We start from the raw sequence: 16,180 nt of genomic DNA, 5'->3' as shown, positions 1-16,180 counted from the left end.
AATATAAAGCTTATTTCCGTCGTCTGCACCATATCCCAAAGCTCTATCGGCCAGCCTTTGCCTTTTTTTAGAGTCTCAAATAGCACCTCAAGCTCCTCGAGCTGCCCCTTTTGGCTTACGCTCGTTGAAATTTCTTTCACCCCCACTCCGTATCCTTTTAGGCTTTTGTAATCATCCAAAATAATGCTCTTGCCGTCAAAGTGGATCTCCATAAATTCCTTACTTAGCTCCTTGCTGCCGTTTGCAAAATATTCGATATTTGCCACCGAGCCGTCTTTGTATTTTAAAACGATGGATTTGTTATCCTCGGAGCTATATTTTTCATTGCTCGGCGTGATAGCCTGCGAAAATACGCTCTGTATCTCGCTACCCGTTAGCGCCGTCATCAGATCTATTATATGACACGCTTCGCCTACCATCCTGCCGCCATTTTCGTGCACCCAATGATCCATCGGTATGTAGCCTGCGTTCATCCTATATCTAATTATCATCGGATTTATTCTAGCGCTCGTGTGCTTTTTTATCTCCTGCGCGTAAGCGCTAAATCGTCTATTAAATCCCACGAATAAAAGGGGCTTGTCACCTCCCCCTTCGTAAAATTTCTTTATCTTTTCAAGCTCGTCTTTATTTGTCGCAAGCGGCTTTTCTACAAATACGTTTTTGCCAGCTTCAAGCGCCTTTAAAGTAAGCTCCGCATGACTATCGTGCCTTGTGGAGATGATCACCAGATCGACGTTTTTATCACTTAAAATATCGTCTAAATTTGAAGTAGCGTAGTTCGCTCCGTATTGCTGCGCCACCGCCTTTGCCTTATGTCCGCTTCGGTTCATTATCGCGTAAATTTTATACTTATCCGTAAGCTTTGAGATATTAGGCAGGTGCATACCGGTGGCAAATCCGCCGACTCCGACGAATGCGACGCTTATCACATCCCTGTTTACTGGCGCGGAGCTTATGATGATTTTTTTATCGTGATTTAGATAGCTATCAAGCTCGGCTAAATTTGCCTCGCCGTAGTCAAGCAAAACCATGAGCGGCTTATTCTGCGAAGTCTGTAGCGACTCAAACGCCTCCGTTACCTGCTCGATAGGATATTTTGCGTCTATGAGCTTATCCAGCTTTATCAAATTTTCATTTACCAGCCTTAGATACTCGCTCATATTTCGATTTTCGGTCCATCTTACGTAGCTAAACGGATAATCAAGCCCCCCCTCTTCGTAGCTCTTGTCGTAGCGACCCGGCCCATAGGAGGTGGAGATGAGAAAATCGAGCTCCTTTTTATACATATCCTCTCTATTGATCTGCATGCCGGCAACGCCTACAAGCACCACTCTGCCCTTTTTCTTACACATCTGAAAACTTTGCGATAGCGGCTCGCTGCTGCTCGTAGCGGCGGTAAATAGCACTCCATCGGCGCCGTATCCGCCGCTCCAAGACGCAACGACGTCTAGCAAATCGTCTCTTGACGGGTTTATGGCGAGCTCTGCGCCGTATTCCTTTGCTATCTGCAAACGCCTATCGTCAAAATCGCTGACCGCAACCCTGACGCCTGAAATTTTAAGCATCTGCACCGCAAGAAGCCCTAAAATCCCAGCTCCCACCACTACGCAGGTCTCGCCTAACCTTAGATCGATCCGCCTAACGCCCTGCATCGCTATACCGCCCAGCGTCACGGTGCAAGCCCGCTCAAAGTCCATATCCTGCGGCATTTTCATAACTAAATTTTTAGGCACGTCTACGTATTCTGCGTGGTTTGCAAGTCCTGCACCGGCTGCAGCGACGCGCTCACCGATTTCAAAATTTGAAACGCCCTCTCCGACCGCTATGACGACGCCGCTAAGCGAATAGCCGGTCGGGCTTCCGCTATCAAGCTTACCCTTTACCTTCGCATAGACGCTGGCTATGCCGTCGGATTTCACCATATTGATGACTTTTTTTACGTTTTCCGGCTGCTCTAAAGCCCTTCTAATCAAGCTCTTTCCACTATTTGATACGCCGCTTATCTCGGTGCCCGCCGATATGCAGCTATTTACTACTTTTATAAGAACACATCCCTTTGAAACGCTCGGAGCAGGGATCTGCTCCGCCAAAACTTTACCTTTTTTAACTATTGCTTGTATCATTGACTATAACCTTAAAAAATATTAAATATTAGTATTTCGCACACCGCAAAAATCCAAAACTTCTTTTTCTATTTTCAGCCCTTTAAATTCCTTATGTCCGACCAAAAATACGACAATGTCCGAAATTTCAACAGCCTTTTTATAGTCCGCTATCTCAAAATCCTTGTGAGCCTTGATATTGGGCTCTACGGCGATCACATCGACGCCGTCTGCGATCAGGCGTCTGGTTATATTTAGCGCAGGCGACTCCCGCAAATCGTCGATGTCGGGCTTAAAAGCAAGCCCCATACACGCGACTTTGGGCTTTTTGCCGTTTTGCAGCTCAAATTTTAAAGTCGCGTTTTTGATCTTTTCTATACACCACTCAGCTTTGTGATCATTGACCTCCCTTGCGGATTTGATCAGCCTCGCTTCGTAGCCGCCCGCATGGACGATAAACCACGGATCGACCGCTATGCAGTGCCCGCCTACGCCACAGCCCGGGTTTAAAATATTAACTCGCGGATGGCGATTTGCTAGCGAGATAAGCTCCCAAACATTGATGCCGAATTTATCGCACAAAATACTAAGTTCGTTTGCAAAGGCTATGTTTACGTCGCGGAAAGAATTCTCTGTAAGCTTTGACATCTCTGCAGTCTTAGAATCCGTCTGCAAAACGTTACCACTAACGAATTCTCCATAAAATTCCGCTATCTTTTTAGTAGCAATTTCTGTAGTTCCACCCACGATTCTATCGTTTTGCGTAAGCTCTTTTAAAATTTTACCCGGCAAAACTCTCTCCGGGCAATGAGCGATATAAATTTTAGAAATATCAACACCGCCATTTTTTAAAATTTCACCTATCTTTTCGGTAGTACCTACCGGTGAAGTGGATTCTAAAACGACCATATTATCGTCTTTTACGTATGGTATTATAGATTTTGCCGCACTTATGACATAATCGATATTTGGCACGTATCCGTCTCGAAACGGCGTCGGAACAGCTATGATAAAAACGTCTGCGAAATCAGGCTTAACGTCTGCTTTTAAATTTCCGCTCTGCACTGCTTTTTTAACAAATACGTCAAGTTCCGGCTCGACGATATGAATTTTACCCTCATTGATCGTATCCACAACGCTCTGCACCACGTCAACGCCGTGGATTTTATAGCCCCTATTTGCCAAAAGTGCTGCTGTCGGCAACCCTATATACCCAAGACCTAAGATGCAAACTTTTTTCATAATATTCCTTTTAAAAATTCCAGTATTTTTTTACAAGCTTTACCGTCGCCATACGGACTTGTACTTTTACTCATTTTATCATATTCATCTTTTAAATTTAATAATTTTTGCACCTCTTTTATTATATTTTCGCGCTTGGTACCGATAAGCTTCACACATCCTGCTCTTATCCCTTCAGGTCTTTCGGTAGTTTCTCTGATAACTAAAACGGGCTTACAAAGGCTCGGTGCCTCCTCCTGAATGCCACCACTATCTGTTACTATCATATATGACTTGCTCATAAGATAGACGAAACTATCATACTCTAGCGGATCAATTAAAAATATATTCGGAATGCCCGATAAAATTTCTCCCACGGGCTTTCTTACATTTGGATTTAAATGCACGGGGTAAACAATGTCGATATTTTCATTTTTTAGCGCTATTTCACGTAAAGCCTCACAAATATTAACAAAGCCTTCTCCGAAATTTTCTCGTCTGTGTCCTGTAACGAGAATAAATTTTCTATCACTAAGCTTATATTTGGAATTTATAAAGGATAAAATTTTATTTTTTAGCAGCTCGTTGTTTTCGATTTTATCTATCGTCCACAAAAGCGCGTCTATAACGGTGTTGCCGCTAACGATTATATTTTTTGAATCTTTGCCTTCTTTTAAGAGATTGTCTCTCGCATCGGCAGTCGGCGCGAAGTGATATTTAGCTATGAGTCCCGTCATCTGCCTATTTATCTCTTCAGGAAACGGCGAATAGATATTATGCGTCCTAAGTCCAGCTTCTACGTGAGCAACATCTATTTTTTGATAATACGCCGCCAAAGAAACGGCATAAGTAGTAGTAGTATCTCCATGGACAAACACGATGTCTGGGGTATATTCGCCAAATACATCGCGCATACCAAGCAAAACGCCTGACGTAATATCGTACAGATCCTGAGTCTGCTTCATTAAATTTAGATCAAAATCGGGCTTAATATCAAAAAATTCAAGCACCTGATCGAGCATCTGTCTGTGCTGCGCCGTGACGCAAACCTTCACTTCAAATTCCGAGTGCTTTTGAAACTCCTTTATCAACGGAACCATCTTAATGGCCTCCGGACGCGTCCCAAATACTATTAAAATTTTTCTTTTCGTCATAAACTCCCCTAAATATCGGTTTTTTAACCAAATTTATCGCCGTAATTTTAATTAAATTTTGCTATATCGGCGCTTAACCAAACAAAATAACACTATTTATATTGCATATAGCACTTTAAAATTTTGATCTGATTTATATTTTAGCTTTTAGTAGATACAAATCCTTTAACCGTTTTTATAATATACTCTATCCTCTCATCGCTCATTCCAGGGTATACCCCCACCCAGAAACTATCGTTCATTATCTTATCGGTATTTTTTAGCTCGCCTGAAATTTTATAATCTACCCCGCGTTTAAGATCTGCAAATAACGGGTGCTTGATCATATTGCCCGCAAATAAATTTCTTGTTTGCACGCCCGCCCTCTCTAGATGTTTGCTAAGCTCGTTTCTACTAAATTTTGCCCCGTCTGCAACCGTCATCATAAAGCCGAACCAGCTAGGCTCAGAATGCGGCTGGGTTTTAACCAAAATAAGCTCCTTTATATCTTTTAACCCATCGTAAAGCTTTTTAAAATTCTGCCTACGATGCTGCACGAAGCTAGAAAATTTATCTATCTGAGCGCATCCCACGGCAGCTTGCATATCGGAGGCTTTTAAATTAAATCCGAAGTGCGAATAAACGTATTTATGATCGTACCCGAGCGGTAGCTCACCAAATTTTTGCGAAAAGCGCCTGCCACAGGTATTATCTACGCCGCTCTCACACCAGCAATCGCGTCCCCAATCACGCATACTTAGCATAATTTTTTTAAGCAGCAGATTGTTTGTGTATGTAGCGCCGCCCTCGCCCATAGTCATATGATGGGGTGGATAGAAGCTACTTGTGCCTATATCTCCCCATGTGCCGGTCGGCTTACCGTCATACAGAGAACCCAGCGCGTCGCAGTTATCCTCGATAAGCCACAAATCGTGTTTATCGCAAAATTCCTTCACGGCTTTTATATTAAAAGGATTTCCCAGGGTGTGAGCTACCATGACGGCTTTCGTTTTTGGGCTAAGCGCAAGCTCAAGCTTCGTATGGTCTATGTTAAAATACTCAAGCTCCATATCGACAAAAACTGGAACGGCACCGTATTGCACGATAGGCGCAACTGTCGTAGGAAAGCCCGCCGCTACGGTTATAACTTCATCTCCCTTTTTTATGCGGCGCTCTTTTAGAAGTGGCGAGGTAAGTGCAAAAAATGCAAGTAGATTTGCACTGCTTCCGCTATTTACCAAAAACGCCCATTTTACGCCAAGCATTTTGGCAAATTCCTTTTCAAATTTTTTAGAATATGTGCCGTATGTAAGCCAAAAATCAAGCGAGCTATCTACTAAATTTACCATTTCATGCTCATCAAAGACTCTACCTGCGTAATTCACACGGCTTTTGCCGGGTTCAAATTTAGCTCTCTGCGCCGGCTCATGAACCAGTTTATAATACTCTTTTGTCTTTTCTAAAATTTCTTGTTTTAATTCTTGCGGGGTCATTTTTTGCCTTTCCAAATTTCATTGATTTTTCTCAAATATGGATCTTTTTTTATGGTATCTAAGTCTAAGCTAGTAAAATTTTGCTTAAAATATTTATGAATTTTACCGATCGCTTCCAAATGCGACGTAAGCTTAAACATATCTCCCATCTCAGATTTTAGCAGGCTATTGTCGGAAGTATATTCGTTATTTAGCCCTTTATTTAGTACGATTATCTCCGATTTAAAATCGCTCGCTTCATTTACTAGCGCAGCCAAGCCGAGTAGATCGATTTTTGTCCCGCTGCTTGCGTTGTAAATTTTATGCCGCGCGTCATTTTCTATATAAAATTCCACTACGTTTAACAGGTCATCGACATACATGTAATCAAAAAATACGTTTTGATTGATCGTGATGGGTAGGTACAGTAAGTTTTTTACTACGGCATTTGTGATAAATTTATAGCGGTAATTCTCCATCTCGCCGTAAATTCCAAATAAACGAAGCTGGATGATATTATCCGCGCAATCCTCAATGTAATGCGACGTGATAGCTTTGTAAAAACCGTATTCATCAAGCGGAAGCGCCTTTTTATAATCATCCTCGCGAGCATTTATTATCGGCTTGTATTTGCCGTATTCCGCACCGCTTCCAAATGATATGATCCTTGCAACCTTGTTTTTTTGCTTGGCGATATTGAAAAAAATCCGCAAATTATACTCGGTCACATTTGTCATATCCAGCGTATCACGACCGCCGCCACGATTGGCTAGATGAACGATAGCATCGATTTTATGCGCACGAACAAAATCGTCAACTGCGCTTTCGTCAGTCAAATTTAGCTCACTACTTTTTGGAGCGAAAACGTTAAAATTTCCATTTAGCGCAAGACGCTTTTTTAGATGCGACCCGATAAAACCGCTACCGCCCGTGATGAATAGATTCATCTGCTACTTAGCCTTTTTTCTAAATCTTCTATACGCTGTTCATCCTCAGCTTTTATCCTTGCATAAAATCTTCTTTTTGACTTTAGCCACAACAGTTCAAATTTTAGTGCCGTATTTATTCCTTCGCGCGGATTGGCATTAATAGAGTCTATAGCAAAAACTACTTTGCGGGTTTCATATTTGTCTATTAAATTTTCTGCTTTTAGAGTCTTGATAAAATCAATAGATTTAGCCGTAATATTTCCGCCTATTGCAAATTTTAAACCTTTCGCTTTTACGGCGCGAGATACTCGCTGAACAGCATTTAAAATTTTCTCATTATCTACATCTTTTTTAGCCAAACCGCATGACTGCGCAAAATCGCTTCTACCGAATGTAATGCTTCTTAGTAGCGAAATTTTTTCTAATTTTAAAATTTCATCTATGTTTTCTACCGCAGTTTTTGTCTCGATATTTATAGCAAAATCTATATAATCTCGGTTGTCTGGATTTATCAAATTTTCTATAACTCCTAGATATTTATAAACAGCATACGGGGTTTCTACCATAGGCGCAATAAGGCCCTCTACGCCCAAAATGATACCATTATAAATATCCGTAACCGCCTCAGCTCCACCGATCTTTAAGATGATAGGCAAATCTGCTCGATTGGCAATATCTCGCAAACGCATCATCTCCTCCATACGACTTCCCTCGGCTTCAAACTCGGCCTTTAACTCAAATACGCCATATTCGTTTTTAAGCCTTTTAAGTACGTCTATCATCTCAAATTCATTTATATTCATACCTCTTCCTCCAATACGCTTAATATCATTTTAATATCGCCCATATACTTACTATTCCTCTCTACATATCCCCAATCGGGCTGTAATAACTTAAGTCCTTTTATGTGCTCACATTTTTTTAAATGCATTTCTGAATCATCTATAAAAATCCCGCTATCGCCATCTTTTAAAATTGAATTTATTATATTAGCTTTTGAATTAAATTTAGCAAATATATCTGCCCCCAATATATTATCGTTATTTATAAATTGAATATTAAATCTTTTGGCTAAATCCAATACAGTTTTACTATCTTTAGTAGTTACAATAAAAGTCTGCCGATTCAGTTTCATATTTGATAGCTCCAATAAAAACGGATATGGCCTATTCAAAGCCAACCAATTTTCATAGTTATTTGCTTTTAACTTTTTACGAGTCTCAAAAAAGTCTTTTTCAAATTTCTTTGCTTCATTGTTATAATCAAAAGCTAAAAGCTCTTTATTGTTATTAGTTATAGCTGTCATAACGAAATAATAATTCCATGCCGGACCCACATGAGGTCTAAATCTTAAAAATTCGGCATATTGCTTTTCATCAAATTTTTGCCTTAAAAAACTTGGCGTAGATCTACAAACCTCATAGGCTTCACGTACAGTATCAAAAAGGACGCCGTCAAAATCCAAAAATAAAAATCTCATATCAATCCAAAGGCTTTACTATCATATTTTTATAAAATTCATCTCGAGGTAAAAATGGAGCAAGATCTTCCAATGGTTTTGATATCATAGTCCCATCCCGAAGCTTCATAGATGCAACTTTTGGCCCTATGGCTTCATTGGGCGGCAGCATCACTTCGCAAAACACCGATCCCTCACATGATAAAATTTCATCTATTTTTGCATTGGCATCATCGTTATTTTTAATTTGAAATACTTTAAAGCCATAAATTTTAGCGAGCGCCTTCATATCCGGTATACTTACACCACTTATAGGACTTTCACCGACAAAATTGTTATTGAAATAATTATGTTGAGTTATGCGTATAGAGAGGTATCCATTGTTGTTATACATAAAAATTTTAACGGGAAGCCGATAATGAATAATAGTTTGCAATTCCTGGATATTCATCTGAATGCTTCCATCACCGGTTAAGCATATAGTTTGTCTTTTATTATTTGCTACGCATGCACCAATTAGTGCCGGCAAATCATAGCCCATAGAAGCACATCCGACATTTGCAAAAAGCCTATCACCTGCTCGTACCGGATAGCTCTGAAATGTTGATGTATATGCTATGCCATTACCGGTAAGCAAGAGAGAATTTTTTGGTAATTTCTCCGAAAGTAATCTTGGAAAATAATATGAACTGACATAATTCTTCTCTTTCAATACGGACTTATCAAAAACAGGATATTTCATTTTTATTCTATTACAATATTTAAGCCAGTCTCCAATTTCTAGATTTAAATCTCTAGCTTTTTCTCTAAGATCATTTATAAAAACCTTTGCATCGGATTTAATTTTTATATCCGGAATAAAAGTTTTTTTATTAAGTTCGTTTTCATCTATATCAATCATAATTTTTTTGGCTTCTCGCGCAAAAAATTCCCAATTAAAGCTCAAAATTCTAAGATTTAATCTTGTACCTAATACTATTACCAAATCGCTATTTTGAATTACAAAATTCCCGGCCCTCTCACCTAAAATTCCCGGTCTACCAAAAAAATACTTATTTGAAGTTTCTATTAAATCAACTCCTGAAATAGCAGTCAAAACAGGGATTTTTAACTCGTCAATCAAGGCTCTAAAATCATCTTTTGCATTGGCTAACCTCACTCCGTTACCCACAATGATAACGGGGCGTTTAGCAGCTTTTAACGCATCTAGAACCTGTGGGATTTTTGTGTCGAATTTCGGCTCTTCTGGGATTTCAAATTCTACCAAATCCGCTTCGTCCACCATCGCGCCTTGTATGTCTAGCGGCACATCCAACCATACGGGTCCCGGTCTGCCGTGCTTAGCCTCATAAACCGCTTTTTGCAGATGGAATTTTATGCTATTTTTATCAGTTATCATTACGGCATATTTTGTGATAGGTTTTACGATGTCAATGATATTGACCTCTTGATCGCCGAGCTGACGCAAATTTAGCTCGGGTTGCGAAGCGACGGTCGTTTGAAATTTTACCTGTCCCGATATAATCATCATAGGGATCGAATCTACCCAAGCGCCGTAAACGCCGGTAATCGCGTTCGTCCCGCCGGGACCCGTGGTAACATACGCGATACCGATCTTATTTGAGACGCGCGCATAGCCCTCTGCAGCTATCGCGCAAGCCTGTTCGTGATGGTTACAGACATACTCTAAATTTTCATTTTTGCCAAGCGAATCTATCAGGTGCATATTGCCGCCACCCGAGACCATAAATACGGTCTTTGCGGTATCTTCGTGTTCGGCTATAAATTTTGCTATAAAATCGCTAACTTTTATCATCGCATCATCTCTTTTACGTAGTCGTTTAAATTTTGCTCGGTATCAATTGCGCCGTTTTCGTAGAAATTTTTATACCATTTTACAGTTTTTTCAAATGCCGTTTCGCTATCCCAAACGGGCTTCCAGCCAAGCAGCGCATGTGCTTTAGAGCAATCAAGCTTCAATAAATTTGCCTCATGCGGCTGATCCGTGTCGGAGCCGATTTTAAATTCTATCTTATCCCAATATCGCTTGGCGCTCTTTAGTACATCAAGCACCCTAATCGCACCATCATCGCTAGGTCCGAAATTCCACGCACCGCCGAATTCCTTTCGCCCTTCAAGCAACTTTTGCCCCACGAGTAAATATCCGCCAAGCGGCTCGAGTACGTGCTGCCAAGGGCGTGTCGCATGCGGATTGCGGATCGTTACCGCTTCATTTTTAGCTGCTGCGCGCATAACGTCGCAAATCAATCTATCTTGTGCCCAGTCTCCGCCGCCTATGACATTACCTGCGCGACACGTGGCAAGCAGCGTTTGATGCTTTGTGCCGTAATCTTTTTCGTTAAAAAAGGAGTTTCGATATGAATTAGCCAGAAGATCCGCGCAGCCTTTCGACGAGCTATATGGATCATATCCGCCCATAGGATCGCTCTCGCGATATCCCCAAACCCACTCTTTATTTTCGTAAGCCTTGTCACTTGTGATATTTACGATCGCGCGAACGCCTGCTTTTCTGCAGGCTTCAAAGACTTTTAATGTGCCGATAACATTGGTTTCGTAGGTTGTGATAGGATCGGCATAAGATGGGCGTACGAGCGCCTGAGCGGCAAAGTGGAATACAATGTCGGGCTTATAAGCCGCAAAGACTTCGTTTAATTTAGCAAGATCTCGTATGTCGGCGATTACCTGGACGATATTTAAATTTAAAAGTCCTATATGATTTGGCTCTGTAGGCGCCGGAAGCGAATACCCTATCACTTTCGCGCCCAAGCGCTGCAGCCATAGACTAAGCCATGAGCCCTTAAAACCGGTATGCCCGGTAAGCAAAACTGTTTTGCCCTTATAAATTCCGGAGTATAGATCCTGCATATCTTGCATTGCTACCACTTTTTCCACGGAGCGTTGCCGCTATCCCAAATTTTGTTTAACTCAAGCTTATCTCTAAGCGTATCCATCGGTTTCCAAAATCCACTGTGTTTATACGCTAAAATTTCGCCGTCGTGGGCCAAATTCATAAGCGGCTCTTGCTCGAATATCGTCGCATCTCCATTCGTAATATAGTCAAAAACCTTGGGCTCGCATACAAAGAAACCTGCATTGATCCAATTGCCGTCTCCTTTTGGTTTTTCCTTAAACTCATGCACGCGACTTTCGTCATCTATATTTAGTGCCCCAAAACGACCTTCCGGTTGAACGGAAGTCATCGTAAGCGTTTTGCCATGAGACTTATGAAATTTTACAAGCTCGTGGATATCTATATCACTAACACCATCTCCATAAGTAAGCAAAAATGGTTCGTCTCCCACTATGCTCTGAGCCCGCTTAATACGACCGCCAGTCATAGTGTTTAGCCCAGTATTTAACAGCGTAACGCTCCAAGGCTCACTAAAATTGCTCAAAACCTCCATTTTGCCATTTTTCAAATCTATAGTCATATCGCTTTGATGCAAAAAATAATTGGCAAAATATTCTTTGATATAGTAGCCTTTATAGCCAAGTAGAATGACGAATTCGTTAAATCCGTACAAACTATAAATTTTCATAATATGCCATAAAATCGGTTTTTCGCCGATCTCTACCATTGGCTTTGGCCTAATGCTCGTCTCTTCGGCAAGCCTAGTACCGAAACCCCCTGCTAGTATTAAAACTTTCATTAAAGCTCCCTTTAATCAAAATTTATTCTTTCTTTTTCAAATACCAATGGGCGATTTAACACTTGTGTATAAATTGCCCCGATATATTCGCCTATTATACCGATAAAAAACAAAATTCCAGATGAAACGAATGAAAAAAGTATGATAAGAGGCGCGATGCCCACGCTCATCTCGTCCCAATAAATTAGCTTAAGTATAAAATACACAAGTCCTACTATTATGCTTAAAATGCCCATTATCATACCTATAAAGGTTGCGAGCCGAAGTGGTACTTTGGAATTGCAGATTATACCGAGTATCCCCATATCATAAAGCGTGTAGAAGTTATTTTTGGTAACTCCTTTAATCCTCACAGGTTGATCGTAAGGAATTTTGGCCACTTTATAACCCGCCTCCGCGAGCATTCCACGAAAAAACGGATACGGATCATGCATCTGTCTAAGAGCCGCAATGACCTTTTTATCAAAAAGTCCAAAGCCGGTAAAATTCTTAAAAATCTCGATCTCAGATAGTTTTGATAAGAGTTCGTAATAACACTCTCTGATTTTAAACATCACGCCGCGCTCCTCGCTATCTCGCTTAATAGCCAAAACCAAGTCGTTGCCCTCTTGCCATTTTTCTATAAACTGCGCAATCATCTCGGGCGGATCTTGCAAATCGGCTACGATAGAGATAACAGCATCTCCGTCTGCACCCAAAAGCGCATAGGTTGGCGATTTGATATGCCCGAAGTTTCTGGAATTTACGATGATCTTTAAATTTTTATCATCCTTTGCTAGGCGTTTTAAAATTTCAACCGTCCTATCGGTCGAAGCATTATCGATAAATATATGCTCATAGGCATACTCCGGAAATTCGCCCATAACTTTTTTTACGCGCGAATATACCTCCTCTACATTCTCCTCCTCGTTAAAGCAGGCGGTAACTATACTGATTTTTTTCATATCATCTCCTAAAGACGAAAAATTTATTTAACAAAAATGATACCGCAGCCAGCGGGATCAAAAGTACAAAGCCATTTAGATACATATTTTCAAAGCCAAGCCGCTTAAAAAGCCATAAAAAGAATATGTTTAAAAAATATATTATAACATACACTAAAATAAATTTAAAAATAAGTTTATTATCGTTGCTGCCGAATACCAGTCCGCCTATGGTTTTAAAGTTAAACAATACGCCAAGTATCGTAGAAAGCAACACGGCGAGGGGATAATATAGACCTAGATAGATAAAAAGGGCAAAAAGCCCATATCCAAAGGTAGTATTCATGATACCTACGAAGAGAAACTTGACGGCTTGTCGTTTAATCATAGCTATCATTTCGTCTATAAATATTTATAGTATTAAAATTTGCCTTATCAATCAGCTCAACCCCAAGTTGAGGTAAAATTTCCATTATATTGGCTACATTACCATTCAAGGTTACTATATCCGAATTCCTAATTGTATTATTAATATCTTGCAAAACGGCTCCGTCTCTAGTGATTTGTATGAGATTTACGCCGCTATCCTGTAGCCATAAATAGAACCTTTCATAACTTTGATCAAAAAAGTTACTATTTTGAATTATTACATCTGTTTGAATATTTAAATTTTTAGATGCATTATTAAACATCAAGCTATTAGGTACAACAAAGGAGTTTATAAATTTATATCTACCCTCTTTTACCCATTTATTCATTACTTTATAAAAATCCTCTTGAATAAAATCATCTTTTCTCAAAAGTCTTTTATTTATATCAAACGCTTTTTTATAATATTGATATAAAACGATGTTCTTGGTTGGTCTATTTGTAAAATTAATATATTCTTGTTTAATCAGTTTTGTTGGAGTTACATCAAACCATTGTGTTACTAAGTGATATGGTGGAATTTTATCATTTAAAAGATACATTATCGGTAAGTTAAAAAAGTAAAAATCTTTGTCAGATACTGTATTTTTAGGTACATAATCATGAATATAGTCAAAAATATAAGATAATTTCTGATTCATATAAATATTTTTTAAAGGAATATATGAGGTCTCGGATTTAGCCTCGAATACACTACCTTGATAATTTTCAAGCCAATTATATGGTATTAAAAATTTTACGTATATTATGAAAGATACCATTACAAGCATCCAATAGATCAGTAAAATCCTAGCTATTTTGCGCAAATTTTGATTTAATAAAAAGCTGAATGCCAACCCTGCACACAAAAGAATGCTATTCATATTTAAGGCGATAGTAGTGAAAGTATTACTATAAACTATAGCAGCAACACAAAAAGTAATGAAAATGTAAATTTTTGATCCAAAAATACTACTATTTTTATAGAACATAGCAGCAAACATGATATACAAAATCATAGCTATGGAAAAGCTAATATAAGAGATATATTTAATAATATATAATATAACAGTATTATGAAATAAAACAATATAAGTAAGCGCAGTCAGTCCAATAGCTACGATAGTAAATCGAAATAAGATAGTTGTTCTTGCTGCAATTTGTCCTACCAATACATCATATAGATATACAATATTTTTTCCAAAATATGCAAGAATTAATATTATAAAAAATTCCGATACGCTTATTGTTAATATCCGACTAAGCTCTGGTTCAAAAATAAATCTAGTCGCTACAGTCCATAGACTTCCTTTTGAGTCATTATCGGTTATAGATGCGGGATCAAAAGGCATTATAAAATTTACGGATACAAAGAATATAACGGTAAAGAGCAGTAAAAATCCTATTCTTTTAAAATAATCTTTTACGCTACTGGATATAAAAGCATAAGATACAAAAAGACTAGCAAAAAGAACTAATCCCACATTTTGCTTTATGAAAAAAAGTAGGACTAGAAATAAGATTCCAAGTATTTGATATATGGTACCTTTTTTAGAATTTTCATTTTTTATGGATTTTACTAGAAATAGTAGGGTAGAAAATTCTATGATGAAGACGTAAGTATGATAATCCTTCGGTATATATGTCTCCATACTAAACCATAAAAAGCTAGCAAAAGTGGCTCCTATAGCACTAGCCGGCTTTGAAAAAAACTCCCTTAAAACCAAATACAATAAGATCACCTGAATCATTGCTGCTACCACGCCGATGCAGGCAAATGCAAAGAAATTTATCCCAAATATTTTTTGATAAAAGGCATTTATATATACAAATAACGGAGTCCATGCTAGATAAAAATCTTTATTTATCACCTCTCCCTTATTTACCAGATAAGCATATGTTTCCCACCAGCCTTCTTGGAGGGAAAAGTAATGGTTGAATATAAGAAGATGTAGTATTAATACTATACTAAAGCAAAATGTTAATATAAATTTCTCTTCAATAGAACTATTCACCATGACCTTCTTGCTTTTCGTATACGTTGATGGTATTGAAAAAAGTCGCTTCGGTCGGAGCTACTCCTAGAATTGGAAATATTTTACATAAATCTACTATACTACCATCCATTTGCAATACATCACCATTTTGCAAGCTATCATCTTCTTGTTTTGTGCCATTTTGATCGGTAGCTATCTTTTTATCACGCCTGATAGTAACTAATGTTACGCCATTCTCTTGTAGCCACTTTGTAAATTTAGATCTATCCATACCAAAAAATTTTTCATTTTGCAAAATAATGAGCATATTTTTAAGAATATGGTTTTTTTCTTCTTCAGCAGGTACATTATCGTATGGAACTACAAACGACTTTATAAATTTATATCTTCCTTCCCGTACCCATTGATTCATAGTTTCATGAAAATCAAGTTGTTTAAAAGAGCTTTTAACTTGAAAATTTCGATGCACAGTAAAGAAAAATGTCTGATATTGATACATAACAACGTTCTGCGCAGGAGATTTAATAAATTCATCATATTCCCTAGATATGGCCTTAGATGACGATACGTCTAGCCAATGAGTTACTAAATAATACGGTGGAATTTTATTATTCAATAAGTACATTATGGGAAAATTAAAAAAGTAAAAATCTTTTTGATTTTTAGATTTAACAGCTACATACTTATCGAAATAATCAAAGATTTCCGATATCCTCTCATCCATATAAATACCATCTAACTGAGCGTATGAACTTTTAGAATTGGCGCTAAAGATATCTACCTGAGTATTGAAATTCCAATAATACGGCATTCTTATAGTTGCTAAAAACATAAAAAATATTATTATTAAATGTATATATATAGT

Annotated in this window: 13 protein-coding genes and 1 pseudogene; all 14 read right to left on the bottom strand. The window is 38.5% G+C overall.

Translation table 11 applies throughout. The features are described from left to right. Positions 1–2,123 (bottom strand): bi-domain-containing oxidoreductase (locus Q0144_RS07995; RefSeq protein WP_298063133.1); only part of this gene is annotated, 2,123 nt, incomplete at its 3' end. Positions 2,124–2,144: 21 nt separating this feature from the next. After that, positions 2,145–3,344, bottom strand: a complete 1,200-nt coding sequence (wecC, locus tag Q0144_RS07990) for a UDP-N-acetyl-D-mannosamine dehydrogenase (protein ID WP_298063131.1) — start codon at positions 3,342–3,344, stop codon at positions 2,145–2,147. Next, positions 3,341–4,477, bottom strand: coding sequence for a UDP-N-acetylglucosamine 2-epimerase (non-hydrolyzing) (gene wecB, locus Q0144_RS07985; protein ID WP_298063129.1), 1,137 nt, complete (start codon positions 4,475–4,477; stop codon positions 3,341–3,343). The genes wecC and wecB overlap by 4 nt, the downstream gene beginning before the upstream one ends. 140 nt (positions 4,478–4,617) lie before the next feature. After that, a complete protein-coding gene (gene rfbH / locus Q0144_RS07980; RefSeq protein WP_298063128.1) occupies positions 4,618–5,949 on the bottom strand; it encodes a lipopolysaccharide biosynthesis protein RfbH in 1,332 nt (443 codons plus the stop codon). Continuing rightward, complete coding sequence (locus tag Q0144_RS07975; protein ID WP_297922901.1) at positions 5,946–6,875, bottom strand: NAD(P)-dependent oxidoreductase; 930 nt, start codon at positions 6,873–6,875, stop codon at positions 5,946–5,948. The genes rfbH and Q0144_RS07975 overlap by 4 nt, the downstream gene beginning before the upstream one ends. After that, positions 6,872–7,660, bottom strand: coding sequence for an aldolase/citrate lyase family protein (locus Q0144_RS07970; RefSeq protein ID WP_298022334.1), 789 nt, complete (start codon positions 7,658–7,660; stop codon positions 6,872–6,874). The genes Q0144_RS07975 and Q0144_RS07970 overlap by 4 nt, the downstream gene beginning before the upstream one ends. Continuing rightward, positions 7,657–8,337 carry a hypothetical protein gene (locus Q0144_RS07965; protein WP_297922908.1) on the bottom strand — a complete coding sequence of 227 codons (681 nt, stop codon included), beginning with the start codon at positions 8,335–8,337 and terminating at the stop codon, positions 7,657–7,659. The genes Q0144_RS07970 and Q0144_RS07965 overlap by 4 nt, the downstream gene beginning before the upstream one ends. A gap of 1 nt (position 8,338) precedes the next feature. Next, positions 8,339–10,132, bottom strand: coding sequence for a thiamine pyrophosphate-binding protein (locus Q0144_RS07960; RefSeq protein ID WP_298063125.1), 1,794 nt, complete (start codon positions 10,130–10,132; stop codon positions 8,339–8,341). Beyond that, entirely contained in the window at positions 10,129–11,202 is a 1,074-nt protein-coding gene (gene rfbG / locus Q0144_RS07955; protein ID WP_298063135.1) for a CDP-glucose 4,6-dehydratase, read from the bottom strand. Before rfbG ends, Q0144_RS07960 begins: the two co-directional genes overlap by 4 nt. A gap of 11 nt (positions 11,203–11,213) precedes the next feature. Beyond that, positions 11,214–11,987: a glucose-1-phosphate cytidylyltransferase gene (gene rfbF, locus Q0144_RS07950; RefSeq protein ID WP_298063124.1), complete on the bottom strand. Its 774-nt coding sequence runs from the start codon at positions 11,985–11,987 to the stop codon at positions 11,214–11,216. Between the two features lie 11 nt (positions 11,988–11,998). Continuing rightward, positions 11,999–12,931, bottom strand: a complete 933-nt coding sequence (locus Q0144_RS07945) for a glycosyltransferase family 2 protein (protein WP_298063122.1) — start codon at positions 12,929–12,931, stop codon at positions 11,999–12,001. A gap of 1 nt (position 12,932) precedes the next feature. Then, positions 12,933–13,298, bottom strand: a complete 366-nt coding sequence (locus tag Q0144_RS07940) for a GtrA family protein (protein ID WP_298063120.1) — start codon at positions 13,296–13,298, stop codon at positions 12,933–12,935. Further along, positions 13,291–15,336, bottom strand: a complete 2,046-nt coding sequence (locus tag Q0144_RS07935; protein ID WP_298063118.1) for a glycosyltransferase family 39 protein — start codon at positions 15,334–15,336, stop codon at positions 13,291–13,293. The genes Q0144_RS07940 and Q0144_RS07935 overlap by 8 nt, the downstream gene beginning before the upstream one ends. Then, positions 15,326–16,180, bottom strand: a pseudogene (locus Q0144_RS07930) (hypothetical protein); the annotation flags it as partial. The gene Q0144_RS07935 and the pseudogene Q0144_RS07930, both read right to left, overlap by 11 nt.

The sequence above is a fragment of the uncultured Campylobacter sp. genome, assembly GCF_938045345.1.
Taxonomy (GTDB): domain Bacteria; phylum Campylobacterota; class Campylobacteria; order Campylobacterales; family Campylobacteraceae; genus Campylobacter_B.
This window is presented reverse-complemented; position numbering and strand designations above follow the sequence as displayed.